The organism is Arsenicicoccus sp. UBA2120, from assembly GCF_002330965.1.
GTDB lineage: Bacteria > Actinomycetota > Actinomycetes > Actinomycetales > Dermatophilaceae > Arsenicicoccus > Arsenicicoccus bolidensis.
This window is the reverse complement of the sequence record NZ_DCYC01000077.1, coordinates 1-23,573: the sequence shown is the minus strand read 5'-3', so window position 1 is coordinate 23,573 and position 23,573 is coordinate 1. Positions and strand designations below refer to the sequence as shown.

The window sequence follows — 23,573 nt, the reverse complement described above, 5'->3', positions numbered from 1 at the left end:
GGCTCAGACGACGTGCTCAGGCGCCCCGGCGGGCAGGGTGAAGCGGAACAGCGCCCCTCCGGACGGCGCCCGTCCGACGGTGATCCGCCCGCCGTGCGCCTCGACGAGGCCCCGCACGACGTAGAGCCCGAGCCCCGTGCCGCCGCGTCGCGTCGAGTGCCAGAACCGGGTGAACACCATGGGGTAGTTCTCCTCCGGGATGCCGTCGCCCTCGTCGGACACCGCCACGACCAGCTCGGGGCGCTCCTCATCGGGCTCGTCCCCTGCCTCGGCACCAGGCTGCAGGTCGACGGTGACGGTGCCCGCCCCGTGGCGGACGGCGTTCTCGACGAGGTTGGCCATGACCTGCTCGATCCGGTCGGGGTCCGCCCACACCTCGGGCAGCGTCCCGTGGACCCGGATGGCGAACCTGTCCTGGGGATGACCGGCCGCGACGAGACCGTCGACGTGGCGGTCGAGCAGCCGCGGCAGGTCGACCGGTTGCCGGCGCAGCTCGAGTCGCCCGCTGTCGATGCGGGACACGTCCAGCAGCTCGGCGACCAGCCGGGTGATCCGGTCGGTGTCGGCCTCGATGGTCTCCAGCATCAGTCGCTTCTGGTCGTCGCTGAAGCGGTCCCAGCGGCGCAGCAGGGTCGAGGTGAAGCCCTTGACGCTGGTCAGGGGGGAGCGCAGCTCGTGCGCGACGGTGGAGATGAGCGCCGAGGTCTTCTGCTCGGCCCGTCGACGCGCCTTGGCGTCGCGCAGCGTGATGATCACCTGCTGCACCGGGCCGCGCGGGACGTGTCGCACCAGCGACGCGGTGAGGAATACCTCGTGACCACCGGGCAGGACGAGCAGCGTCTCGGTGATGCGGGTGCGGGTCGGGAGCCCGCCGAAGGGATCGGTGCAGGTCCACCAGCTGCGGCCCTCGAGGTCCTGCAGCGGCACGGCCTGCCGGGCGTCGGTGCCGGCCAGGGTCTCGGCGTCGGCACCGAGGAGACCGGCGGCACGGGTGTTGAGCGACTGCACGCGGCAGTCGGCGTCGATCACGACGACACCGTCGGGCAGCGCGTCCAGGTCGCAGCCGCACCGGCAGTCACCGATCCGGGGTTCCGCTGGGCGCGAATCCTCCAGTCGCGTGATCTCCGTGGTCATAGGAGAACCATAGTCAGGGGGTGACCAGCCTCCACCCGAACGGCCTAGTCGGATCGTCCTGGGTGCAGCATCCGCGCCGAGGAGTACAGGCAAACCGTTGCAGCCATGGCTAGGTTGAGCGACTCGGCGTGGCCATAGATGGGCAGGCGCACCACGTCGTCGCACAGCGCCCGGGTCTCGGGTGGCATGCCCCACGCCTCGTTGCCCATCACCCACGCGTGCGGCCGGGCGAGCCGCCGCTCCACCGTCTCGTCGGTGAGCAGCTGGTCCCCGTGCCCGTCGGCGGCCAGCAGTCGTATGCCGCTCCCCCGCACCGCCTCGAGGGCCTCCACGACGCCCACCCCCGTCACGACCGGCAGGTGGAACAGCGAGCCGACCGTGGAACGCACGACCTTGGGGTTGTAGACGTCGACGCTCGCCTCGCTCACGATGACCGCGTCGGCGCCGACGGCGTCCGCGCCGCGCAGGACCGTGCCGGCGTTGCCGGGGTCACGCACGTGCGTGAGCACGCACAGCAGGCGGGGCCCTTGCGCCAGGACGGACTCCAGCGAGACGTCGAGGTGACGGCACACGGCCACCATCCCTTGAGGGGCCTGGGTGTCCCCCATCGCGGCGAGGACCTCGTCGGTGACCTCGTGGACGGGCAGACCTGCGTCCCGCGCGTCCTGGAGGATCGGCTCGTGCCGCGCGAGGGCCGCGGTCGTGACGTAGACGTCGCGCACGACGTCCGGGCGGAAGGCCACCGCCTCGCGCACCGCCTGCGGCCCCTCGGCCAGGAAGGCCTGCTCGCGCTCGCGCACGGAGCGGCGCGCGAGCGCCCGCACCGCACGGACCCGCTCGGACCGCACGTTGCTCATCACGGCACGCCCGTGGGGGCGACCACGGCTGTGGTCGCCCCCACGGGAACGGTGCTCGTCAGGGCCGGTGGACGGCATACGAGCCGATCGATCCGGAGTTCCGACTGGTCCGACTGATCTGCTGATCGCTCGGATCAGGCGGCGTCGGTCGCGGCCTGGGCCGGGACGTTCGCCTTGGCGATCTCGACGAGCGCCGCGAAGGCGGCGGCGTCGTTGACGGCCAGCTCGGCCAGCATGCGACGGTCGACCTCGACGCCCGAGGCCTTGAGGCCCTGGACGAAGCGGTTGTAGGTCATGCCGTTGGCGCGGGCCGCGGCGTTGATGCGCTGGATCCACAGGCGACGGAAGTCACCCTTGCGGGCGCGGCGGTCGCGGTAGGCGTACCCGAGGGAGTGGGTCACCTGCTCCTTGGCCTTGCGGTAGAGACGGGACCGCTGACCGCGGTAACCGCTCGCGCGCTCGAGGACGACCCGGCGCTTCTTCTGGGCGTTGACTGCCCGCTTCACGCGTGCCACGTGAGTACTCCTTAGCTAAGACTGAACAGGGGAAAGGGGCTCACTTGCCCAGGAGACGCTTGATCTTCTTCTCGTCGGCCTTGGCGACGACGACGTCAGGCACCAGGCGGCGCGTCTGACGCTTGGCGCGCTCCTCGAACTTGTGCACGTGGTGCGCACGCTCGCGCATGACCTTGCCGGAGCCGGTCAGGCGGAACCGCTTCTTGGCACCGGAGTGCGTCTTGTTCTTCGGCATGGTGGCCGATCTCCTCTAACTCGTTGTGCGGGCGGGGAAAAAAGACTGGGTGGAGGCGAGGCGCCTCACTCAGGACGGGCGGCCTCTGCGACCTCGGCCGCGGGCGCCTGAGCCTCGGTCTCGTCCGGCTGAGCCTCGTGCGGCTCGTCGTCGTGGCGGGAGGCGTCCTCGCGGCGCTTGCGCTGCTCCGCCTTGGCGTCCGCCTTCTTCTTGGTCGGGCCCAGCACCATGACCATGTTGCGGCCGTCCTGCTTGGGTGCGGACTCGACGAAGCCGAGCTCGGACACGTCCTCGGCGAGGCGCTGCAGCAGCCGGAAGCCCAGCTCGGGCTTGGACTGCTCGCGACCGCGGAACATGATGGTCACCTTGACCTTGTCACCGCCGTTGAGGAACCGGACGACGTGGCCCTTCTTGGTGCCGTAGTCGTGCGGGTCGATCTTGGGACGGAGCTTGATCTCCTTGATGACCGTGTTGACCTGGTTCTTGCGGGCTTCACGGGCCTTCTGCGCTGCTTCGTACTTGAACTTGCCGAAGTCCATGAGCTTGGCGACCGGAGGCTTGGCCATGGGGGCCACCTCGACGAGGTCGAGGTCCGCCTCGGCTGCCAGGCGCAGGGCATCCTCCACGCGGACGATGCCGACCTGCTCGCCGTTGGGTCCAACCAAGCGCACCTCGGGGACCCGGATGCGCTCATTGATACGAGGCTCGCTGATGTGATGCTCCTTAAGTCGTCCGTGCCGGGACCGCGGCCGGAGATGCCGAAAGGCCCCTCGCGACCAGCACGAGGAGCCTTGGGTTTCCGCACAGACACCTGGGCAGGACGTCACCTTGGTGGGAGACGCACCGACGGTCGACGAAGAGACCTCGACGACTGCCGCACCTGCGACAGGACCTGGGACCCGGCTGCCTGCTGCTCGACTGGCGTCGATCGGTCGGCTGCCCGGGTGGAAGCGGGGCTTCTCTTGCACGTGGCACCCACGAGGGTGCCACCGGTCAGGGATCAAGGCTACCAGGTGGGCCGCACCGACCCTAATCGCGGGCGGGCGAGGGTCGCCGGGAGCGAGAACCCGCCCATGTGAACATCGCGTGACGGGAGCCGTCCCGCCTTGCCCGCCGCTGGTGGCCGGGCAGAGGGTGGACGGAGCGACGCTACGAGGAGGACGAGAGACGATGACGACCCAGCCGAGCCAGCCGAGCCAGCCGAGCCCGGGAGTACGTCCCGAGCTCACCCCCGCCGCCCCCCTGACGGAGGAGGTCCGCGACCGGCTCGCCCACCCGGACGAGGCCGAGCTCGCCGCCCTGGACGCCTGGTGGCGCGCCGACAACTACCTCACGGTGGGCCAGATCTACCTCCAGGCCAATCCCCTGCTGCGGGAGCCGCTCTCCCCCGAGCACATCAAGCCGCGGCTCCTCGGTCACTGGGGCACCTCGCCTGGCCTCGCGTTCGTCTACGCCCACGCGTCCCGGCTCGTGCGGCACACCGGCCAGCAGCTGATCTACCTCGCCGGCCCCGGCCACGGTGGTCCCGCGCTCGTGGGCGCCGCCTACCTCGAGGGCGAGTACACCGAGACCTTCCCGGACATCACGCAGGACGTCGAGGGGCTGCGGCGGTTCTTCCGGCAGTTCTCGGCGCCCGGCGGCATCCCCTCGCACGCCTCCGTGACGACGCCGGGCTCGATCCACGAGGGTGGAGAGCTTGGCTACGCCCTCATCCACGCGTTCGGCGCGGTGATGGACAACCCGGACCTAGTGGCGCTGACGGTCGTCGGTGACGGCGAGGCCGAGACCGGTCCGCTCGAGGGCTCCTGGAAGGGCATCTCCTTCCTCAACCCCGCCCGGGACGGCGCGGTGCTGCCGGTCCTGCACCTCAACGGCGCCAAGATCGCCGGCCCGACGGTGCTCGCCCGCAAGGACCCGGAGGAGGTCCGGCAGCTCTTCCGTGGGCACGGCTACGAGGTCCTGGAGGTCGAGGGCGACGACCTCCCCGGCATGCACCAGCGGTTCGCCGAGACGTTGGCGACGGCATACGGCCTAATCAGGGACATCCAGGACCGGGCGCGCGCGGGAGAGGCCCCGACGACCAGGCCGCGCTGGCCCATGATCGTCCTGCGCTCCCCCAAGGGCTGGACCGGTCCGCACGAGGTGGACGGCACGCTGATCGAGGGCACCTGGCGGGCCCACCAGGTGCCGCTGTCCGGGGTCAAGGACGACCCGGACCACCTGCGGCTGCTCGAGGAGTGGCTGCGCAGCTATCGCCCCGAGGAGCTCTTCGACGAGGCCGGGGCGCCCACGGAGCTGGTGACGCGCAACAACCCCGCCGGGCTGCTGCGGATGAGCGCGAGCCCCCACGCCAACGGCGGCCTGCTCACGCAGGACCTGGACCTGCCCGACGTGCGCGACTTCGAGATCGACGTGCCCGCGCCCGCGGTCGTGCGGCACGAGTCGACGCGGGTCCTCGGCGAGCTCATGAAGGCCCTCTACGAGCGCAACCCCCGCACGTTCCGGCTGTTCTGCCCCGACGAGACCAACAGCAACCGGATCGGCGCCGTCTTCGACGTCTCGGACCGGATGACGATGGAGCGGGTCACCGAGGACGACGTGAAGCTCTCGGCCGACGGGCGCGTGATGGAGGTGCTGTCCGAGCACAACTGCCACGGGTGGCTGGAGGGCTACACGCTCACCGGGCGGCACGGGCTGTTCGCGACCTACGAGGCGTTCGCGATGGTCAGCGCCTCGCAGACGATCCAGCACTGCAAGTGGCTCGAGGAGGCGCACCACCTGGACTGGCGGGCCGACATCCCCAGCCTCAACATCCTGCTGAGCTCGACCGCGTGGCGCAACGACCACAACGGCTTCAGCCACCAGGGTCCCGGCCTGATCCAGAACGTCCTGCAGATGCGCGGGGACGTCGCCCGGATCTATCTGCCCGCCGACGCCAACACCCTCCTGGCCGTCTCGGACCACTGCTTCCGCTCGCGGTCGCACGTCAACCTGATCGTGCAGGACAAGCAGCCGCAGCTGCAGTACCTCACCCTCGACGAGGCCCGGGAGCACTGCGAGCGCGGCGCCTCGATCTGGGACTGGGCGGGCAACGAGCTCGACTCGCGCGAGGAGCCGGACGTCGTGCTCGCCTGCGCCGGCGACGTCGTCACCATGGAGACGGTCGCCGCCGCGCAGATCCTGCGCGAGCGGCTGCCCGAGCTGTCGGTGCGCGTCGTCAACGTCGTCAACCTCATGACGCTGGCGCGGCGCAAGGACCACCCCAACGGGATGTCGGACATGTTCTTCGAGGAGCTGTTCACCACCTGGCAGGACGTGGTCTTCAGCTTCCACGGCTACCCGGGGGCCATCCACCAGCTCGTGCACGGCCGCAACGACGCCGACCGGTTCCACGTGCGCGGGTTCATCGAGCAGGGCACGACCACCACGCCGTTCGACATGGTCGTGCGCAACCAGGCGTCGCGCTACCACCTCGTGATGGACGCGCTCAACAACTCCCAGCGGCACCCGCGCGGCTCCGCCGAGCTCAAGGCCTGGTGCGAGGCGCAGCTGGACCGGCACGAGGAGTACATCCGCGAGCACCTGCAGGACATGCCCGAGGTACGCGACTGGGTAGCCCAGGACCCGGGCTCGGAGGTCAGCGGGCGGCCGGTCGAGGCCTGAGGACGGTCGTCGCGACGGACCCGAGGCACCCCGAGCGCGAGAGGCGCCCGACCCCGCGTGGGGTCGGGCGCCTCGCCATACGGGCGATCAGTCGTGCTTGGGGACCAGGGCGCAGACCAGGGCGCCGAACACCGCGACCCCGGCGAACACGTAGAACGCGGTGGCGGCCGTCGCGGTCGGGCCGGCCAGGGCCGCGATGACCAGGCCGCCGATGATCGGGCCGGTGTTGAGCAGCAGGAGGAAGGTCAAGGAGTAGGTCGCGTTGAAGCCGTAGGACTCCATGATCCGCGGGAGCCAGGTGTTGAGGCCGTAGGTCAGCAGCAGGCCGGAGAAGGACATGAAGCCGAGCAGGATCGTGGGCACGAGATAGCTGCCGGTGAACAGCCCGCGGAAGCCGACCCGCTCGACGGCCTGGGGCGCGACGGGGGCGGACTCGATCGAGCCGGTCGAGCCGGTCGCGCTGGACGAGCGGGCAGGCGCCCCGTCCAGGGCCACCCCGGTGCGCTCGGCGACCCGCTGCGCCTCCTCGTGACGACCCTTGGCCTCGAGCCACTTCGGCGACTCGGGGATCTTCTTCCACGCGAACGGCAGCAGGATCACCAGAGGCAGGGCGCCGATCCAGAACAGCCCGCGCCAGCCGACGATCGGCAGCGCCACCAGGGCGATGATCGAGGCCAGGACGCCGCCGGCCGGGATGCCGGAGTAGACGAGGGCGTTGAAGAGGTTCTTCTTGTCGATCGGCGCGAACTCGGCGACGACCGCGCCCAGGGTGGCCAGCAGCGCGCCCAGCCCGATCCCCGTCAGGAGCCGCATGGCGCCGAAGTAGGTGAAGTTCATGGAAACGGCGGTGAGGGCCATGCCAATGGAGAACCACGCGATGGACCCGAGGACGATCTTGCGGCGGCCGATGTGGTCGCCGACGGCGCCGGCCGCGAGCGCGCCGATCATGACGCCGATCAGCGCGTAGGAGCCGATGGTGCCCGCCTGGGCCGCGTTCAGGCTGCCGAGCTGGCTGGGGTCCTTGAGCAGCCGGGACACGATCGTGCCGTAGACGACGATGTCGTAGCCGTCGAAGATCAGGGCGGCGCAGGACAGCGCGAGGATCCAGTAGGTCTCGGCCATCTGCTTGACGGTCCGGGTCGCCGAGGACCCCGGCAGGTGCGTGTCCTGCAGGAGGTGGTCAGTAGTCTCTGCGGGCTCTGCGGGCTCTGCTGACTGGGGGGATGCCGCCCGGTCGGGGATGGTGCTCATCCGTGGCCTCCGTTGGCTCGGTCGTGAGGGGGGCGCGTCGTGCGGGGCTGGCACGGATCGCTCTGCGCACCAGTAACGCCCGGGGCGTCCACCCGCCGTAAGACCGCGACACCGGACAACTCCGCATGCGAGACGAAGTCGGACGACGTACGGTGTGAACCCGCCGACTGACTCGCAGGGCGAGACAGCGCCGAGGGTCGGCAGGACGGCCACGAAGGGGTGGCAGATGAGCACGAGCTATGGGCAGTCCCTGTCGTCCCTGGACGCCGGGCTGCGGGCGATGACCCTCTTCACGACCCACGACGTCCTCACCGTGACGCTCGTCGCGCGCGAGCTGGGCTGCTCGAGGGCGACGTCGTACCGCATCCTCAACACCCTGAGAAACCGCGACATCGTCATGCTCGGGCCCGGTGGGCGCGGCTACTACCCCGGCCCGGCGCTCGTCGAGCTGAGCCGTCCCCGCGGGCTGGACCAGGCGGACCGGGCCCGGCTGCGACCCGTCATCGAGGAGGCGGTCTCGCTGACCGCCGAGACCGTGCACGTGGCGGCGCTGATCGGCACCCAGGTGCTCTTCTTCTTCTACGGCCAGGAGCCCGACCGGGCGGTGCGGGCCAGCCTGCGGCCGGGCTACCTCCGGCCGGCCCACGCGATCTCGGCCGGAAAGCTGCTGCTCGCGCAGTTCACCGACGAGCAGGTCCTGCGGCTCTATCCCGACGAGCGCCTGGGCCGGGTCACTCCCTGGACGGTCATCAGCCGCGGGCAGCTCATGGCGGACATCCGGACGATCCGCGAGCAGGGCTACGCCACCAACCAGCAGCAGACCGAGGTCGGCCTCGGCGGCGTGTCGATCCCGCTGCCCGGGCGCAGCTGGCGCGAGCGCGTGGCGCTGTGCGCCACCATCCCCATCGACCGCGCCACGCCCGCCGACCTCGAACGCGTGCGGCAGGGCCTGCAGCACGCGGCGCGTCGCCTGCGCTAGCCGCTCAGACGACCGTGGCGCCGAGCGACTCCGCGACGAGGGCGGCCTGCGCCAGGTCGATCGTGACGCCGCGCAGGTCGACCTCGGCGAGCTGCACCCCGGACAGGTCGCTCCCGACGAGGGAGGCGCCGCGCAGGAGGGCTCCCCGGAGCGAGGCTCGCGCCATACGGCAGGAGTGGAGCGAGGCACCCGTCAGGTCGGCCTCGGTGAGGTCGACCTCCTCGAGGTTGAGCCCGGTGAGCTCGACTCGCCGCAGGTCGGCCTGCCGCAGGGAGACGTAGGACCAGTCTCCGCCGTCGACGGTGAGGGGCAGGAGGGTGCAGCCCACCAGCTCGGAGCCGGTGAGCTTGCAGCCGACCAGGGTCGCGTCGAAGAAGGACGTCCGCTCGAACGTGCAGCCGGTGAGCCGGGTGCGCTCGAGCCTGGCGGCGTTGAGCCGGACGTTGCGGAACCGGGTCCCCTCGAACGCACAGTCCGTGATGGTCGCCTCGGTCAGGTCGACGTCCACCAGCTCGCAGTCCACGAGGCGCTCCCCCACGAGCTCGCGGGCGTACCAGTCCTCGCCGGAGAAGCGCCGGCCGGTCACGTCGGTAGTCATGACGCCAGCATGCCAGTGCGGTGAAGGGGTTGACCGCTGAGGCTAACGCCGTTAGCGTCAATGTCATGGCTAACGCCGTTAGCCCCTGGGTCGAGGAGGGCTCCATGTCCGTCCGTCCGATCGTCACCGTCGCCGCTTCCATCGTGCTCGTCGTCGCGCTCGTCGCCGTCGCGTCCTACCTCTGGTCGCGTCGCAGCCCGCACGTCATCGAGGCCACCAGCGAGATCCGGGCCACGCCGGCCGAGGTGTGGCAGGTACTCGTCGACAACGACCGCTACCCGGAGTGGAACCCCTCGATCACCCGCAGCGAGGGCCGTCTCGAGGTGGGTGGGACCGTCACCAACACCGTCCGCCTCGGGGACGGCACCATGACCTTCACGCCCGAGGGCCTGGCCGTGCGCCCCGGGCGCGAGCTGCGGTGGGTGGGCCGGACCTACCTGCCTCGGGTGGCGGACGGGGAGCACTCCTTCGTCCTGGAGGAGATCCACCCCGGAGTCACCCGCCTCACCCAGCGCGAGGAGTTCACCGGCGTGATCGTGCCGTTCGCGTCCGGTCTGCTGGCCGGGATGGACGAGGAGTTCGCCGCGGTCAACGCCGCGCTGGCACGCCGGGTCGAGGCGGTCCGGGGGTCCGTCGGCGCCGGCCGCTAGCGTCGACCCCGTGACCACGCCACCTGCCCCACCCCCCGTGCCCGCCCGCACGGCCCGCCAGGCCGAGATCGTCCAGGCGGCCCGCGCGCTGCTGACGTCCGGGGGGTGGGGCTGCGTCACGGCGCGCGCCGTGGCCGATCGGCTCGGCATCAAGGCCCCGTCGCTCTACAAGCACGTGACCGGGCTCGACGACATCCGGGTCGCCCTGCTCACCGATGCCCTGGTCGAGTCCGGCACCCGCCTGCACGAGGCCGTGGCGCAGGACCGCACGGTCGCGTCGGTCGCGTCGGCCTATCGCGACCTGGCGCGACGCGAGCCCCAGCTCTATCGCCTCGCCACGGTGGAGCCGCTCGCCCGCGACGCCCTGCCGGCCGGCCTCGAGGAGTGGGCCGGCTCGCCGTTCTGGCTCGTCACCCCCGGCGGCGACCCGGCCCGCGCCCAGGCCCTGTGGGCGTGGTGCCACGGCATGGCGATCCTCGAGATCGAGGACCGGTTCCCGCCGGGGTCGCCCCTCGACCAGACCTGGGCCGTCGGGGCGGCGGCGTTCGCGCCATGACGCGGACCCTGTGGATCGACGCGACCTTCCGGACGCTCGACCCCGACCGGCCCACGGCCACCGCGCTGCTGACCGAGGACGAGCACGTCCTGGCCGCAGGAGACGTGGCCGAGCTGCGCGCCCACACCACCGGCATCACCAGCACGATCGGCCTGGGTGGCGCGACGGTGACCCCGGGGCTGGTGGACGCCCACATCCACACGGCGGGCTACGCGCGCGACCTGACCACGGTCGACCTGCGGGACTGCACCACCCAGCGGGAGGCGCTCGCCGAGATCGCGCGGTTCGTGGCGGGGCTCGAGCCCGGGCGGTGGCTCTTCGGTGGGCGCTGGGACGCCAACGACTGGCCCGAGGGACTGCCGGACCGCGACGTCCTCGACCGGGTCTGCCCCGACCGACCGGCCATCCTGCCGTCCATCGACGGCCACACGCACTGGGTCAGCTCCCCTGCCCTGCAGCAGCTCTCGATCGACGACCACACCCCCGACCCGCCCGGCGGCACCATCGAGCGCGATGCCGTGGGCAGGGCGACGGGGATCCTGCGCGAGTCCGCCACCATGGCCGGCGAGCACCTCATGACGCTCCACTCCGGCGACCTCACCGACCAGCTGCGGGTGGCCCAGCAGCGCCTGCTCGCCGTGGGCCTCACCGGGGTCCACTGCTTCGACGGCGAGGACGCCACGGCGGCATACGAGACCTTGCGAGCCGCAGGCGAGCTCACGATCCGGGTCCACAAGTCCGTCCCGCTGACCGCCCTGGACCAGGCGATCGACGAGGGCCGCCGCACCGGCGACGGGGACGACTGGCTGTCCACGGGGCCGGTCAAGGTGTTCAGCGACGGTGCCCTCGGGTCGCACACGTGCCACATGGGCGAGCCGTTCCCGGGCGGCGGGCGCGGGATGGAGGTCATCAGCGTGCCCGACCTCGTGGACGTCGTCGTCCGGGCGACGCGCGCCGGCCTCGGCGTCGCCACGCACGCCATCGGCGACGAGGCCAACCATCGGGTGCTGACGGCGTATGCCGAGGCCCGGCGCCTCGCGGGGCCGCCGGCCGTGCGCCACCGGGTCGAGCACACCCAGCACCTGCGACCGGGCGACGTGGCACGGCTGGCGGCGCTCGACGTCGTCGCCAGCATGCAGCCGACCCACTGCACCAGCGACATCCGGCTCGTCGCGCGGCTGCTGGCGGGCCGGGACCTGCGGTCCTATGCCTGGGCGAGCCTGCTGCGGGCCGGGGCCCTGGTGGCGCTCGGGTCCGACGCGCCGGTCGAGGAGCCCGACCCGATGGCGGGGATCCAGGCAGCGGTGACCCGTCAGGAGCCCGAGACGGGCCATCCCGCAGGGGGATTCGAGCCGCACGAGAGACTCACGATCGATCAGGCGGTGCACGGGTCCACCGTCGCCCCGGCCCGGGCGGCCGGTCTGGCGGCACCCACGGGGACGCTGCGCCCGGGAGCGCCCGCCGATCTCGTGGCCTGGAGCGGAGACCCCTGGCGGGTGCCGGCCACCGAGCTGGGTGCGCTGCGCGCACTGACGACGGCGGTCGGCGGCGTGGTGCGTCGCACCACGGCGTGACGGGTCAGGCCCCGGACGCCCCGACGCGCTCGACGTTGCTCGACAGCCCCTGGATGACGCGCGGCTTGGGCGCGATCACCGTGGCGGCCGGCGGGACGTCGCGCAGGACGGCGACGTTGGGCCCGATGGCGGCATGGTCGCCCACGGTGATCTTGCCGGCCACGACCGCGTTGACGCCGATGCTGACACCGTCGCCCACGACGGGAGCCTGGTCGCCGAAGGTCTCGCCGCCGGTCGTCCCCCCGATCGTGCAGCCCTTGCGCAGCACGCAGTCGTCGCCGATGACCGAGCCCGGGTGGATGCCGATGGCGGCCTCCTGGACGATGACGCGCCGGCCGATGCTGGCGGTGCGCGGGATGTCGATGCCGTAGACGTTGACCGAGACGCGGTGGCCGACGGTGTAGGCCAGCTCGGCGCCGCGACGCTTCCAGGTCGGCTCGTGGTCGGAGTCGAGGGCCCACCGACCGAGGCGGTAGGCGGCCAGCGCGTGGAAGCCGGGCTCGAGCCACCCGAGGTTGGTCTGTCTGTCCTCGCGGATCGTCCGCAACAGGGCGGAGCCGTCGAGCAGACGGGCCTTGAGGGGGTTGGCCGGCCGTGCGGCGTCATGCTGCGTCATCGATGCTCCTCCGCGTGCGGCAGCCCCGCTCCTGACGTCACGATCGCGGTTACGCTGCGTGATGGGGTGGCGACACCCACACCTGGGGCTCACCCTATCGGGGAAACCTGGGTGGATCCGGGACCCGCCACGACCGAGAACGTCAAACCGTCGATGCGCGTCCGCAGCTCGGCGTCCTCGGACAGCTGTCGACCCACCTCGGCGAGCACCAGGTGCAGGGTCTCGCGGTCCAGCCCCCGCGGCACGACCACGTCGACCCGCAGCTCGCCGGAGGGGGTGAGCCCTCCGACCCGGACGTCCTGGACGAGCCCCGCCAGCCGCTCCTCGGCGAGCACCACCCGACGACCGCCGTCGATCGACTCCTGCACCACCACGTCGCGGTCGGCCGGCACCCAGGCCCGCCCTTGGGCGAGGGCGTAGACCATGGACGGCCGCAGGACCCGGTGCTGGTCCGACCCCAGGTCGAGCACGAGCAGGTCGCAGCGCTCCTGGACGGCGGCCTGGCCGAGGGTCTGGGCGGTCACGGGGACGGGTCGGGCCGAGGGGTCCCACGCGGCCAGGGTCGCGAGGCCGGTGAACGCCGGCAGGGCCCGCTCGCCATCGGGGCTGGTCAGGACGACGGTGGCCATGTCCGCCACGGAGTCGGTGCCCACGGCCGCCCCCTCGCCCGGCGCCGCGACGACGGGCACGAAGAACCGGGCCGCCGACACCGCGCTCATGAGGGACTCGTCGTCCACGTCGCCGTCCAGCGCCGCGGCGAGCCGCGGGTCGACCTCGCCCCGGTCGTCGCTGAACGGGTTGTCGGTCAGCTCGCGGCCGTGCCACGGCACCCCGCCCGTGTCGTGGCCGTGGGAGGCGTCGTGGCCCGCCATACGGCGCTCGATCCGTGGGTCGCGCTCTCGGTCGCTCATCGCCGCCAGCTCGGCCGGCCGGCCGCGTCGAGGGCCTCGGGGAGCGTGAAGGCGCCCTTGTAGAGCGCGGACCCGACGATCGCGCCCTCGACCCCCTCGGCCACGAGACCCCGGATGGCCACGATGTCGTCGAGGGTGGAGAGGCCTCCGGAGGCGACGACGGGGCGGTCGGTCGCGGCGCAGACCTGACGCAGCAGGTCGACGTTGGCGCCCGCCATCATGCCGTCCTTGTTGACGTCCGTGACGACGTAGCGGGCGCAGCCCTCGGCGTCCAGGCGCGCCAGCGTCTCCCACAGGTCGCCGCCGTCCTTGGTCCAGCCGCGGGCCGCCAGGGTCGTGCCGCGGACGTCGAGGCCGATCGCGACCCGGTCACCGACCTCGGCGATCGCGCGCCGCGTCCACTCGGGGTCCTCGAGCGCGGCCGTGCCGATGTTGACCCGGCGGCAGCCGGTCGCGAGCGCCCGCTCGAGGCTCGCCTGGTCGCGGATGCCGCCGCTGAGCTCGACCTTGAGGTCCAGCCGCCCGACGATGTCCGCCAGCAGCTCGTGGTTGGACCCGCGCCCGAAGGCCGCGTCCAGGTCGACGAGGTGGAGCCACTCGGCGCCCTGGTCCTGCCACGCCTTGGCGGCCTGCCAGGGATCGCCGAACTCGCCCCCCGAGCCGGCCACTCCCTGGACCAGCTGGACGGCCCGGCCGTCCACGACGTCGACGGCGGGCAGGAGCTCGAGGCGGGGTGCGTCAGTCACGGGACCGACGCTATCGCGCTCGCCCGGCGTGGCGCCGCGGGCGGTCACCGGGTGGGCAGCAGCCGCCGGTGGCGCTCAGCGCGCCAAGGCGCCCAGCGCCTCGACGAGCCGGTGGACATCCTCGTCCGAGGTGTATGGCGCCAGGCCCACCCGCACGCCGACGTCCGGCTCGAGGCCCAGCCGCCGCCAGGCCTCGTAGGCGTAGAAGTGCCCGGCCGGCGCGAGGACGCCCTGCTCGAGGAGGCCGCGGCTGACCTCGTCGCCGGGCACGCCGTCGACGACGAGGTAGGACGTGGGTGTGCGCTCCTGCGCGCGGGACAGGACACGCACGCGAGGCAGCTCGACCAGGCTGTCCTCGAGGAGGCGGTGGAGGCGGTGCTCGTGCTCGTGGACCGCCTCACACGAGGCGCTGAGCCGAGCGCGCCGGGTGGGGGCGTCGCCGGGTGCCAGCCCCGCGATCAGGTCGACCGTGGCCGTGACCCCGGCCAGCAGCTCGTAGGGGAGGGTGCCCAGCTCGAAGCGCTCGGGGACCTCGTCGGTCGACGGGAGCAGCTTGTCGGGGTGCAGGTCGTCCAGCAGCGCCGGGTCGGCGGCGAGGACGCCGCAGTGCGGCCCGAGGAACTTGTAGGGAGAGCACACCAGCGAGTCGGCGCCGAGGGCCTCGCGGTCGACCAGGCGGTGCGCCGCGAGGTGGACGGCGTCGACGTGCAGGAGGGCGCCGGCGTCGTGGGTGATCTCGGCGGCCCCGACCACGTCGGGGATCGTGCCGAGCAGGTTGGACGCGCCGGTCATGGCGACCAGGCGGGTCCGCTCCCCCACGACCTCGCGGAGGGCGTCCAGCGGCAGCTCTCCGGTGGCGGGGTCGAGCTCCCACCACCGTATGACGGCGCCGACGCGCTCAGCGGCCCGGATCCACGGCCGGACGTTGCTGTCATGGTCGAGGCTGGTCACGACCACCTCGTCGCCCGGGCGCCAGGTGTCGGCCAGGGCGCGCGCGAGGTCGTAGGTGAGGGCCGTCGCGCTGCGCCCGTGCACGATGCCGCGGGGGTCGCTGCCGAGCAGGTCGGCCCCGGCCGCCCGGAACTGCTCGACCTGCCTCTGGGCGTTGCGCTGGGAGGTGGCGCCCGTGCCGCGGTTGGACAAGGGCGCGCACAGCGCCGCCGCGATGGCCTCGCCGACGTCGCGCGGCGTCTGCGTGCCGCCGGGCCCGTCGAAGTAGGCCGTGCCCTCCTCGAGGGCGGGGATGCGCGCGCGGAGGGCGGCCACGTCATGTGTCATGGCGCCATCCTGCCCCTCGGACGCGCCGGCCGCGCAGCGATCCCCGGCGCGGTCAGCGGAGGGTGGCGACCCAGTTGGCGAGTAGCTGCTTCCCGGCGTCGCCGGACTTCTCCGGGTGGAACTGGGTCGCGGACAGGGGGCCGTTCTCGACGGCGGCCACGAAGCGCGTGCCGTGCTCGGCCCAGGTCACGCGGGGGGCGACGACCTCGAACGGCCCGTGCGGGTCGAGGGTCCAGTCCTGCACGGCGTAGGAGTGGACGAAGTAGAAGCGCTCGTCCTGCACCCCGTCGAGCAGGACGGTGCCCTGGGGCGCCTCGACCCGGGACCACCCCATGTGCGGCACGACCTCGGCCGGCAGGCGGTCCACGGTGCCGGGCCACTGGTCCAGACCGGGGACGGCGCCCTGCACGGACGGCTCGCTGGACCCCTCGAACATCGCCTGCATGCCCACGCAGACGCCGAGCACGGGCCGGGACCCGGAGAGGCGGACGTCGATGAGCCGGTGACCATCGACCGCCCGCAGCCCCCGCATGCAGGCGTGGAAGTTGCCCACCCCGGGGACGAACAGCCCGTCGGCGTCCAGCACGCTGCGCTCGTCGGCGGTCAGCGTCACGTGCGCGCCCACGCGCTCCAGAGCGCGCACGGCCGAGCGGACGTTGCCGCTGCCGTAGTCGAGCACGACCACCTCGGGTGCGGTCACAGACCCTCCTCCACCTCGGCATCCAGACGCTGCTCGTCGGACACCACCTTGTCGAACCGCCGGACGGACTCGTCCTTGGGCGTCACCAGCTCGGCGCCTGGCAGGTCGGCGGCGGACACGCCGCGAACCAGCTCGGCGCCTGGCAGCCCCAGCAGGACCGCCAGGTCGATCAGCACCTCCTCGGCCGTGCCCCCCGGGTCGGCGAGCACGTCGTGGATGGCGCCCGGCGCGCCCTGGTCCCGGGCGAATCCCGCGGCCCGGGCGAGGTCGGTCGGGCGCGCCAGGGGGAAGCCGGGCACGGGGCCGGGCCCCTCGCCCGGGATCCACAGGACCCAGCGCGCTCCCCCGCGCCAGCGGCTCGGCCAGCACGTGACCACCGCTCGGCCGTCGTCGACGAAGAGCCCCACGGCGGGGCGCAGGTCGTGCCGGACGGGGTGCGCGGCGAGCATGGCGACGCCGTCGCGGTAGGGGGCCATGGCTCGGCTGGGGCCGGCTGCGGCGAGGGCGGTCCAGGGGGTGCCCGCAAGGACGTGCACCGGCAGGGTGCCGCGTCGCACCCACCGGATCACGCGATCGCGTCGGCCCCTGACCAGGAGCACCCCGTGCTCCATGACCGTCAGAGGGCTCCCTTGGCGCTGGGGATGCCCTGGACCCGCGGGTCGGCCTGGCAGGCGAAGCGCAGCGCGCGGGCGAAGGCCTTGATCTGCGCCTCGACCACGTGGTGGGGGTCGCGGCCGGACAGGACGCGCACGTGCACGGCGATCTGGGCGTTGTGCGCGATGGACTCGAAGACGTGCCGGGTCAGCGAGCCGACGTACTGCCCGCCGATGATGACGTACTCCTGGCCGGCAGGCTCGCCCTCGTGCACGACGTAGGCGCGGCCGGCGACGTCGACGACGGCCTGGGCGAGCGCCTCGTCGAGCGGGACCATGGCGTCGCCGAAGCGGGAGATGCCGCGCTTGTCGCCGAGCGCCTCGCGCAGCGCCTGGCCGAGGCAGATGGCGACGTCCTCGACGGTGTGGTGGGCGTCGACGTCGACGTCGCCCTCGGCGCGGACGGTGAGGTCCATCAGCGAGTGCTTGGCGAGCGACTCGAGCATGTGGTCGTAGAAGCGGACGCCGGTCGACACGTCGCCGCGGCCGGTGCCGTCGAGGTCGAGGGTGAGCTCGATGCGCGACTCGGACGTCGCGCGCGTGATGGTGGCGGTGCGGTGGGTCGTGCTCGGTGCCTGCAGGTCGGTCATCAGGACTCCAGTCGGTGGGTCGGGGCGAGCTCGCGCAGGGCGTCGAGGAAGGCATCGGTCTCGGCCGGCGTGCCCGCCGTCACCCGAAGGTAGTGCGGGATGCCGACGTCGCGGACGAGGACACCCCGGTCGAGCAGGGACTGCCAGGTGCCGTGGGCGTCCGCGACGTTGCCGAAGAAGACGAAGTTGGCGTCGCTGGCCACGGGGGTGAAGCCCATCGCGGACAGCTCGATGACCATGCGGTCGCGCTGCTGCTTGATGGCCTCGACGGTGCCGAGCATGAGGTCGGCGTGCTCGAGGGCGGCCCGTGCGACGGCCTGCGTGACGGACGACAGGTGGTAGGGCATGCGGACCAGGCGCAGCGCGTCGACCAGCGCCGGGTCGGCGACCAGGTAGCCGAGACGTCCCCCGGCGAGCGCGAAGGCTTTGCTCATGGTGCGGGTGACCACGAGTCGCGGACGCCCGGCCAGCAGCGTCAGGGCCGACGGGGTGCCGGGGCGGGCGAACTCGGCATACGCCTCGTCGACGATCACGACGGCGCGGGGGGCCGCGTCGTGGACGGCCACGACCGTGTCGAGGTCGAGGGCGGTGCCGGTCGGGTTGTTGGGCGAGCAGAGAAAGACCAGGTGCGGGTCGACCTCGCGGACCTGCGCGACCGCGGACGCCGTGGACAGGTCGAACCGGTGCGCCACGTCGTCGAAGCCCTCGCCGCGGCGACCGTGCACGAAGGCCGTGCCGGTCGTCTCGGTGATGATCGGATGCATGGAGTAGGCCGGGGTGAAGCCGAGGGCGCGGCGGTCGGGGCCGCCGAAGGCCTGCACCAGGTGCAGCAGCACCTCGTTGGAGCCGTTGCCGGCCCACACCTGCGCCGCCTCGACCGCGACCCCGGACGTGCGGGTCAGGTAGCCGGCGAGCGCCTCGCGCAGCGCGGTGAACTCGCGGTCGGGATAGCGGTTGAGGTCGGGGACGACCTTGGTGACCGCCTCGGCCACCGCGTCCACGACGACCTGCGGCACGGGGTAGGAGGACTCGTTGGTGTTGAGCTGCACCGGGACGTCGAGCTGCGGCGCGCCGTAGGCCGTGCGACCGCGCAGGTCCGGGCGCAGCAGCCCCTCGATCTGGACGGCCGCGCGAGAAGCGCTGTCGCTCATGCGCGCTCCCCCGCCGGCGCCGGGACCTCGTCGCCGAAGCGCGCCGTGACCGCCTGCCCGTGGCCGGGCAGGTCCTCGGACTGGGCGAGCGTGACCACGTGCCGGGCGACGTCGCGCAGAGCCGCCTCCGAGTAGTCGACGACGTGGATCCCGCGCAGGAAGGACTGGACCGACAGGCCGCTGGAGTAGGCCGCGGACCCTCCGGTGGGCAGCACGTGGTTGGATCCCGCCGCGTAGTCGCCGAGGCTCACCGGCGAGTAGGGGCCGACGAAGATCGCGCCGGCGTTGCGGATGCGGGCGGCGACCGCGGCGGCGTCGCGCGTCTGGACCTCGAGGTGCTCGGCGGCGTAGGCGTCGACCACGCGCACCCCCTCGTCGAGGTCGTCGACCAGGACGATGCCGGACTGGTTGCCGGTCAGCGCGGTGCGGACCCGCTCGGCGTGCTTGGTCTCGGGGACGCGTCGCTCGACGGCGGCGACCACGGCGCGAGCGAGCTCCTCGGAGTCGGTGACCAGCACGGACCCCGCGAGCGGGTCGTGCTCGGCCTGGCTGATCAGGTCCGCCGCGACGTGCTCGGGGTCGGCCGAGTCGTCGGCGAGCACCGCGATCTCGGTCGGCCCGGCCTCGGCGTCGATGCCGATGACGCCCTGCAGCAGCCGCTTGGCCGAGGCGACGTAGACGTTGCCCGGGCCGGTGACCAGATCGGCGGGCTCGATCGCGGGGGTGCCGGTCGCGTCGTCGGCGGCCACGCCGTAGGCGAACATCGCGACGGCCTGGGCCCCGCCCACGGCATACACCTCGTCCACCCCGAGGAGGGCGCACGCGGCGAGGATCGTCGGGTGCGGGTAGCCCGCGAACACCCCGGAGCTCTCGCGCTGGGGCGGGCTGGTCACCGCGAGGGAGCCGACGCCGGCCTCCTGCGCGGGGACGACGTTCATCACCACGCTGGAGGGATAGACGGCCAGACCGCCGGGGACGTAGAGCCCCACGCGCTCGACCGGCACCCACCGCTCGGTGACCGTCCCGCCCGGCACGACCTGGGTGGTGACGTCCTCGCGACGCTGGGCGCGGTGGACCCGGCGAGCCCGATCGATGGAGACCTCGAGGGCGGCCCGCACGTCGGGGTCGAGCCGCTCGACGGACGCCGCGAGCACCTCGGCCGGGACCCGCAGGCTCGGGGGACGGACCCCGTCGAAGCGCTCCCCCAGCTCCAGCAGGGCCTGCGCCCCACGATGACGCACGTCGTCGCAGATCGGACGGACGACGTCGAGGGCGGCCTCCACGTCGAGCTCGGCCCGGGGCAACGCGTCGCGCAGCGCGCGTGCGTCGAGCACGCGACCGCGCAGGTCATCGATCGAGAGCATGCGGGCCAGTCTAGGTGGTGGGTCGGACAGGCCCGCCGCCCGTCTCACCCGGGTCGGTCGGTCACAATGAGCCGTATGACCTACCCCTACGCCACGGCTCCGCCACGGCCGCGGATCCCGGACCTGCCCCCGCGCGCGACGGAGTACCACCAGCTCCTGCGCGGGCCGAGGCACCGCTGGTGGCGGCCGTTGCTGTCGGTCGTCATCGTGGTCGCGTCCCTGCTCATGGTGGTCATCGCCGTCTCCGGGATCGCGGCCGCCGTGGTGGTCGGGTCCGGTGGCGACCTCGAGGAGTGGATGGACTCGGCGGCGTCCGGCCGGATGTCGCCGTCGGCCTTCCTGTCCACCAACCTCATGCTGGCGGCGCTGATCCCGGTCTCGCTCTTTGCCATCTGGGTCGGGCACACCGTCAACCCCCGGTGGGTGCAGTCCGTGACCGGGCGCTTCCGGTGGGGCTGGTTCGCGCGCTGCCTGGCGGTCCTCACCCCGCTCTGGCTCGCCTACCTCGCCGTCGGGACCCTGGTCGACGGCCTGCCGGACGGCGGCCGCTCCGCGGACTGGGTCGCCCTGCTCGCCATCATGCTGCTCACCACGCCGCTGCAGTGCGCGGGCGAGGAGCTGCTCTTTCGCGGATGGGTGCTGCAGAGCCTCGGGTCGTGGTTCTCCCACCGCTGGGTCGCGCTCGCGGTGCCGACGGTCGTCTCCTGCCTGGCCTTCGGTGCGGCGCACGGCAGCTCGGACCCCTGGACCTTCGCCGACCTGGCGGTGTTCGCCGTCACGGCGTGCCTGCTGACCTGGCGGACCGGCGGCCTGGAAGCGGCCATCGCCCTGCACGTCGTCAACAACGTGCTGGTGATGGCGCTGTCGCTCGCGCTCGGCGGCTTCGACGAGGGCTTCATCGACGGCGACACCAAGGGCTCGCCGCTCGCCGTCCTGACCTCCGTCGTGATCATGGCCATCGCCTACGCCCTGGTCGCCTGGCAGGCGCGACGCGTGGACCTGCAGCGCCGCAGCACCCCGCAGATCCCGCCACCACCCGTCGTGCCCCTCGCCCCGGGCCCGGTGCCCCCGGTGCACCCGGTGCACCCGGTGCCGCAGCCGGGGCAGGACGGCGGCCACGCCGGCGGGTGGCACCCGCCATACGGCAGCTGAGTCAGGCATGGGTCCTGCCACGGGCTCCGGCTCCTCGCTCGTCTCGGTCGGGAGCACCGCCGACGTCGTCCGCCTCGTCCTCGTCGTCGCGCTGCTCGCGCTCGCGGCCGCGGGCGTCCACCGGTGGGGCGGACTGGGTCACTCGGGCGCGACCCTCACCGCTGCGGGCCGGGCAACGGTCCAGCTCGCCGTCGTGGGCCTGCTCATCGCCGCGGTGCTCGAGAGCTGGTGGCTCACCCTGGGCTTCGTCGCGCTCATGCTGGGCGTGGCGTCCGTGACCGCCGGCCGACGGGTGCTGCCCGGCCGCGGGACCTGGTGGGCGGCGCTGCCGGTGTGCCTCGGCGCGGTCCCGGTCGGGCTCGCGCTCGCCGTCTCCGGCGTGATCCCCCTGCGGCCCGTGGCCCTGGTCCCGATCCTCGGCATCCTGATCGGCAACGCCATGACGGCCACCACGCTGGCCGGCAAGCGCACCCTCGACGCGCTGGCGACCCGGCACGGGGAGTTCGAGGCCGGCCAGTCGATCGGCCTCGTCGACCGCGACGCGGCCCTGCTCGTCGCCCGGGAGGACGCCGCCCTCGCGCTCGTCCCCGGCATGGACCAGACCCGCACCGTGGGTCTCGTGACGCTGCCCGGGGCGTTCGTCGGGACGCTGCTCGGTGGGGCGACGCCGCTCGAGGCCGCCGCCGTCCAGCTCGTCGTCCTGGCGGCGCTGCTGCTCGTGCAGGCGCTCGCCGTCGTGACCATGCTCGAGCTGGTCGCGCGTGGCCGCATCGGCGACTACGGCCGCCGCACCGACTGAGGTCAGGCGCTCCAGGCGATCCTGTCCACGAGCATCGAGAGCGGCTCGGGCAGCTCGTCGCGCGACAGCTCGGCGGCGAGCACCCCGGCGACCTGCTCCTTACGCCCGGACGCGACGCCGCAGAAGCGATGGAGCTGCTCGGCCAGCGGACGGTCGGCCCACGCCGGCTGGATCTGCAGCGCCTCGAGCTTGCCGCCGAGCCCCGCGCTCTGGATCGCCTCGACGGCGCGACTCGTCCCGAGGGCGCGGATCAGCTCGTCCTCCAGGTCCGCCTCGCACACGAAGAAGCCGTACGCCGGCAGGTCGCTCGCGTCGCTGACCGGGCAGCCGTCGGCGACGAGCGCCCGCTCGACGAACCTCACCTCGGCCGCGTCGCACATCCCCACCACGTCGGCGTCCGGCTGGAGCTGCCGGATCTCCGGCAGCACCCGCCCGATGTTGGTGACGCCCTGCAGGTTGCGCAGCTCGACGTGGTCGCCGCCGATCTCGTTGCGGCGCATGATCGCTCGCACGGCGGCGACGTCGCTAGGGCCTTCGAGCAGGGCGATGAGGGATGGCGTGGCACTCATGCGGCCACCCTAGACTCACCCCTCCCCCGGCATGAGCCCGTATGACGTCCGCCCGCTGGCGGGTCGGCCGGCAGCAGCGCGTCATACGTGCAGGCCTCGGTCCTCACGCGAGCCTGCGTCAGCCCACCGCAGCACTCGCAGGGCGCGCAGGGTGTTCCACCGGCTGGGGCGGCCGTCGCCGTCCTCCATCTCGAGGTGCACCAGCCCCGGGTGGGTGTCCTCCAGCTGCCATCGCCCGTCGGACTGGCGCTTCGACCGCACCACCTCGATCGCCTCCGCGGCGCGCGGGTCCGGCCGGGCGCCGCCACGACGGGTCGGTGATCCCCGCGAGGGTCAGCCACGCTTCGAGTGCGGTGACGGGGCACCGGTCGGTCCTGGAGGCGCGGGGGAGGACCACGAGCTCCGGCCGGTCGCCAGTCTGGTTGGTCTTGGAGCGGGGGAGGGTCAGGACCAGCCCGTTGGCGTGCGCGCCCACGTCACGGACCCGCAGGCCCGCGAGTTCGCTGCGGCGTAGTGCGCTGACGAACCCGACGAGTAGGAGCGCTCGGTCGCGGGCACCGGCCAGGTCCGGCTCGGGTGGGCGGCCTTTGGTCTTCCAGGTCCTGGTGACCGGGCAGGCCTCGAGGATGTCGAACAGCTCGGGTGGCATCAATGGGCGGGCTTGGTCCGGGGGAGCGGCGTGGGTGCGCCGGATGCCTTCCCACACCGTCATGACGCGGGCGTTCGAGGTCGGGTCGGGAAGGCCGCGGCCGGCGTGGACGAACTTCAGCGCTGACAGTCGGCGGGACATAGTGCCGACCTTGGCTCCTGCGGCGGCCAGGTCTGACAGGTATGCCGTCACGGTCGAGGCGGCCGCCGGCAACGGGGCACGGTCGTGCTGGGCGCACCACGCGGTGAACTCTCGCCAGTCCGAGGCGTACCCACGCATCGTGTTCTGGGCCCGAGCGGCCGCGACGTATGCGGCTTCCTCGGCCGACAGGGGCTCGCCGGCTGCTAGCTCTTCGACCACTCGGCCCGGGTCCGAGACGGGGG

General features: G+C 72.9%; 25 protein-coding genes and 1 pseudogene. 7 read left to right on the top strand and 19 right to left on the bottom strand.

From position 1 onward, the window contains the following. Positions 1-3: 3 nt before the first annotated feature. The 5 genes from B2P18_RS12945 to infC form a co-directional block, all read right to left on the bottom strand. On the bottom strand, positions 4-1,134 hold the full coding sequence (locus tag B2P18_RS12945; RefSeq protein ID WP_239265826.1) for an ATP-binding protein: 1,131 nt from the start codon (positions 1,132-1,134) through the stop codon (positions 4-6). A 44-nt stretch (positions 1,135-1,178) separates the two neighbouring features. Continuing rightward, entirely contained in the window at positions 1,179-1,991 is an 813-nt protein-coding gene (locus B2P18_RS12940) for a TrmH family RNA methyltransferase (protein ID WP_239265824.1), read from the bottom strand. Positions 1,992-2,125: 134 nt separating this feature from the next. Then, the gene (rplT, locus tag B2P18_RS12935) at positions 2,126-2,506 is read right to left on the bottom strand and encodes a 50S ribosomal protein L20 (RefSeq protein WP_019287234.1); all 381 of its coding nucleotides are present in this window, start codon (positions 2,504-2,506) and stop codon (positions 2,126-2,128) included. 40 nt (positions 2,507-2,546) lie between these two features. After that, entirely contained in the window at positions 2,547-2,741 is a 195-nt protein-coding gene (gene rpmI / locus B2P18_RS12930) for a 50S ribosomal protein L35 (RefSeq protein WP_019287233.1), read from the bottom strand. A 65-nt stretch (positions 2,742-2,806) separates the two neighbouring features. Beyond that, a complete protein-coding gene (infC, locus tag B2P18_RS12925; protein WP_019287232.1) occupies positions 2,807-3,412 on the bottom strand; it encodes a translation initiation factor IF-3 in 606 nt (201 codons plus the stop codon). Positions 3,413-3,911: 499 nt separating this feature from the next. Between infC and B2P18_RS12920 the strand changes: the two genes are divergently transcribed. After that, positions 3,912-6,404: a phosphoketolase family protein gene (locus B2P18_RS12920; RefSeq protein ID WP_286960594.1), complete on the top strand. Its 2,493-nt coding sequence runs from the start codon at positions 3,912-3,914 to the stop codon at positions 6,402-6,404. Positions 6,405-6,491: 87 nt separating this feature from the next. On the opposite strand, the gene B2P18_RS12915 is transcribed toward B2P18_RS12920, so the two are convergent. Continuing rightward, the gene (locus B2P18_RS12915) at positions 6,492-7,655 is read right to left on the bottom strand and encodes an MFS transporter (protein ID WP_286960586.1); all 1,164 of its coding nucleotides are present in this window, start codon (positions 7,653-7,655) and stop codon (positions 6,492-6,494) included. Positions 7,656-7,881: 226 nt separating this feature from the next. Here B2P18_RS12915 and B2P18_RS12910 point away from each other — a divergent pair, with 226 nt between their 5' ends. Further along, positions 7,882-8,634, top strand: a complete 753-nt coding sequence (locus B2P18_RS12910; protein ID WP_286960584.1) for an IclR family transcriptional regulator — start codon at positions 7,882-7,884, stop codon at positions 8,632-8,634. Between the two features lie 4 nt (positions 8,635-8,638). Here B2P18_RS12910 and B2P18_RS12905 read toward each other — a convergent pair whose 3' ends face one another. After that, positions 8,639-9,232, bottom strand: coding sequence for a pentapeptide repeat-containing protein (locus tag B2P18_RS12905; protein ID WP_286960582.1), 594 nt, complete (start codon positions 9,230-9,232; stop codon positions 8,639-8,641). A gap of 65 nt (positions 9,233-9,297) precedes the next feature. Between B2P18_RS12905 and B2P18_RS12900 the strand changes: the two genes are divergently transcribed. The 3 genes from B2P18_RS12900 to B2P18_RS12890 are packed head-to-tail and all read left to right on the top strand — an operon-like array spanning position 9,298 to position 12,012. Further along, entirely contained in the window at positions 9,298-9,882 is a 585-nt protein-coding gene (locus B2P18_RS12900) for an SRPBCC domain-containing protein (protein ID WP_286960577.1), read from the top strand. A 10-nt stretch (positions 9,883-9,892) separates the two neighbouring features. Continuing rightward, entirely contained in the window at positions 9,893-10,438 is a 546-nt protein-coding gene (locus B2P18_RS12895) for a TetR/AcrR family transcriptional regulator (protein WP_286960567.1), read from the top strand. After that, entirely contained in the window at positions 10,435-12,012 is a 1,578-nt protein-coding gene (locus B2P18_RS12890) for an amidohydrolase (RefSeq protein WP_286960558.1), read from the top strand. Before B2P18_RS12895 ends, B2P18_RS12890 begins: the two co-directional genes overlap by 4 nt. A gap of 4 nt (positions 12,013-12,016) precedes the next feature. Here the strand turns inward: B2P18_RS12890 and B2P18_RS12885 are convergent, their stop codons facing one another. From B2P18_RS12885 to hisD, 9 genes are all read right to left on the bottom strand, one after another. Then, the gene (locus B2P18_RS12885; protein ID WP_029211417.1) at positions 12,017-12,628 is read right to left on the bottom strand and encodes a serine O-acetyltransferase; all 612 of its coding nucleotides are present in this window, start codon (positions 12,626-12,628) and stop codon (positions 12,017-12,019) included. Between the two features lie 89 nt (positions 12,629-12,717). Continuing rightward, entirely contained in the window at positions 12,718-13,539 is an 822-nt protein-coding gene (locus B2P18_RS12880) for an SseB family protein (protein ID WP_286960549.1), read from the bottom strand. Further along, positions 13,536-14,285, bottom strand: a complete 750-nt coding sequence (gene priA / locus B2P18_RS12875) for a bifunctional 1-(5-phosphoribosyl)-5-((5-phosphoribosylamino)methylideneamino)imidazole-4-carboxamide isomerase/phosphoribosylanthranilate isomerase PriA (protein WP_286958614.1) — start codon at positions 14,283-14,285, stop codon at positions 13,536-13,538. The genes B2P18_RS12880 and priA overlap by 4 nt, the downstream gene beginning before the upstream one ends. 75 nt (positions 14,286-14,360) lie before the next feature. Further along, on the bottom strand, positions 14,361-15,563 hold the full coding sequence (locus tag B2P18_RS12870) for a cysteine desulfurase-like protein (protein WP_286960533.1): 1,203 nt from the start codon (positions 15,561-15,563) through the stop codon (positions 14,361-14,363). 52 nt (positions 15,564-15,615) lie between these two features. Then, positions 15,616-16,263 carry an imidazole glycerol phosphate synthase subunit HisH gene (hisH, locus tag B2P18_RS12865; protein ID WP_239264871.1) on the bottom strand — a complete coding sequence of 216 codons (648 nt, stop codon included), beginning with the start codon at positions 16,261-16,263 and terminating at the stop codon, positions 15,616-15,618. Next, on the bottom strand, positions 16,260-16,862 hold the full coding sequence (locus B2P18_RS12860) for a hypothetical protein (protein ID WP_286960530.1): 603 nt from the start codon (positions 16,860-16,862) through the stop codon (positions 16,260-16,262). The genes hisH and B2P18_RS12860 overlap by 4 nt, the downstream gene beginning before the upstream one ends. Positions 16,863-16,879: 17 nt before the next feature. Continuing rightward, complete coding sequence (gene hisB, locus B2P18_RS12855; RefSeq protein WP_239264866.1) at positions 16,880-17,506, bottom strand: imidazoleglycerol-phosphate dehydratase HisB; 627 nt, start codon at positions 17,504-17,506, stop codon at positions 16,880-16,882. Further along, entirely contained in the window at positions 17,506-18,657 is a 1,152-nt protein-coding gene (locus tag B2P18_RS12850; RefSeq protein ID WP_239264863.1) for a histidinol-phosphate transaminase, read from the bottom strand. The genes hisB and B2P18_RS12850 overlap by 1 nt, the downstream gene beginning before the upstream one ends. Beyond that, entirely contained in the window at positions 18,654-20,021 is a 1,368-nt protein-coding gene (hisD, locus tag B2P18_RS12845) for a histidinol dehydrogenase (protein ID WP_286960521.1), read from the bottom strand. Before hisD ends, B2P18_RS12850 begins: the two co-directional genes overlap by 4 nt. Positions 20,022-20,096: 75 nt before the next feature. Between hisD and B2P18_RS12840 the strand changes: the two genes are divergently transcribed. Next, positions 20,097-21,173: a CPBP family intramembrane glutamic endopeptidase gene (locus tag B2P18_RS12840; RefSeq protein WP_286960518.1), complete on the top strand. Its 1,077-nt coding sequence runs from the start codon at positions 20,097-20,099 to the stop codon at positions 21,171-21,173. A gap of 7 nt (positions 21,174-21,180) precedes the next feature. After that, positions 21,181-21,972 (top strand): ABC transporter permease, encoded by a 792-nt coding sequence (locus tag B2P18_RS12835; RefSeq protein ID WP_286960513.1) that lies wholly within the window; start codon positions 21,181-21,183, stop codon positions 21,970-21,972. A 2-nt stretch (positions 21,973-21,974) separates the two neighbouring features. On the opposite strand, the gene B2P18_RS12830 is transcribed toward B2P18_RS12835, so the two are convergent. From B2P18_RS12830 to B2P18_RS18935, 3 genes and pseudogenes are all read right to left on the bottom strand, one after another. Beyond that, entirely contained in the window at positions 21,975-22,541 is a 567-nt protein-coding gene (locus B2P18_RS12830) for a hypothetical protein (protein WP_239264854.1), read from the bottom strand. 81 nt (positions 22,542-22,622) lie between these two features. Continuing rightward, entirely contained in the window at positions 22,623-22,805 is a 183-nt protein-coding gene (locus B2P18_RS12825; RefSeq protein ID WP_313536039.1) for a hypothetical protein, read from the bottom strand. Between the two features lie 502 nt (positions 22,806-23,307). Then, positions 23,308-23,550, bottom strand: a pseudogene (locus tag B2P18_RS18935) (site-specific integrase); the annotation flags it as partial. Positions 23,551-23,573: the final 23 nt, after the last annotated feature.

What these genes read in the sequence shown, in the direction of transcription:
- B2P18_RS12945 (WP_239265826.1), bottom strand. Translation starts at nt 1,134, where the DNA reads ATGACCACGGAGATCACGCGACTGGAGGATTCGCGCCCAGCGGAACCC.
- B2P18_RS12940 (WP_239265824.1), bottom strand. Translation starts at nt 1,991, where the DNA reads ATGAGCAACGTGCGGTCCGAGCGGGTCCGTGCGGTGCGGGCGCTCGCG.
- rpmI (WP_019287233.1), bottom strand. Translation starts at nt 2,741, where the DNA reads ATGCCGAAGAACAAGACGCACTCCGGTGCCAAGAAGCGGTTCCGCCTG.
- B2P18_RS12920 (WP_286960594.1), top strand. Translation starts at nt 3,912, where the DNA reads ATGACGACCCAGCCGAGCCAGCCGAGCCAGCCGAGCCCGGGAGTACGT.
- B2P18_RS12915 (WP_286960586.1), bottom strand. Translation starts at nt 7,655, where the DNA reads ATGAGCACCATCCCCGACCGGGCGGCATCCCCCCAGTCAGCAGAGCCC.
- B2P18_RS12910 (WP_286960584.1), top strand. Translation starts at nt 7,882, where the DNA reads ATGAGCACGAGCTATGGGCAGTCCCTGTCGTCCCTGGACGCCGGGCTG.
- B2P18_RS12905 (WP_286960582.1), bottom strand. Translation starts at nt 9,232, where the DNA reads ATGACTACCGACGTGACCGGCCGGCGCTTCTCCGGCGAGGACTGGTAC.
- B2P18_RS12900 (WP_286960577.1), top strand. Translation starts at nt 9,298, where the DNA reads ATGGCTAACGCCGTTAGCCCCTGGGTCGAGGAGGGCTCCATGTCCGTC.
- B2P18_RS12890 (WP_286960558.1), top strand. Translation starts at nt 10,435, where the DNA reads ATGACGCGGACCCTGTGGATCGACGCGACCTTCCGGACGCTCGACCCC.
- B2P18_RS12885 (WP_029211417.1), bottom strand. Translation starts at nt 12,628, where the DNA reads ATGACGCAGCATGACGCCGCACGGCCGGCCAACCCCCTCAAGGCCCGT.
- B2P18_RS12880 (WP_286960549.1), bottom strand. Translation starts at nt 13,539, where the DNA reads ATGAGCGACCGAGAGCGCGACCCACGGATCGAGCGCCGTATGGCGGGC.
- B2P18_RS12870 (WP_286960533.1), bottom strand. Translation starts at nt 15,563, where the DNA reads ATGACACATGACGTGGCCGCCCTCCGCGCGCGCATCCCCGCCCTCGAG.
- hisB (WP_239264866.1), bottom strand. Translation starts at nt 17,506, where the DNA reads ATGACCGACCTGCAGGCACCGAGCACGACCCACCGCACCGCCACCATC.
- B2P18_RS12850 (WP_239264863.1), bottom strand. Translation starts at nt 18,657, where the DNA reads ATGAGCGACAGCGCTTCTCGCGCGGCCGTCCAGATCGAGGGGCTGCTG.
- hisD (WP_286960521.1), bottom strand. Translation starts at nt 20,021, where the DNA reads ATGCTCTCGATCGATGACCTGCGCGGTCGCGTGCTCGACGCACGCGCG.
- B2P18_RS12840 (WP_286960518.1), top strand. Translation starts at nt 20,097, where the DNA reads ATGACCTACCCCTACGCCACGGCTCCGCCACGGCCGCGGATCCCGGAC.
- B2P18_RS12835 (WP_286960513.1), top strand. Translation starts at nt 21,181, where the DNA reads ATGGGTCCTGCCACGGGCTCCGGCTCCTCGCTCGTCTCGGTCGGGAGC.
- B2P18_RS12830 (WP_239264854.1), bottom strand. Translation starts at nt 22,541, where the DNA reads ATGAGTGCCACGCCATCCCTCATCGCCCTGCTCGAAGGCCCTAGCGAC.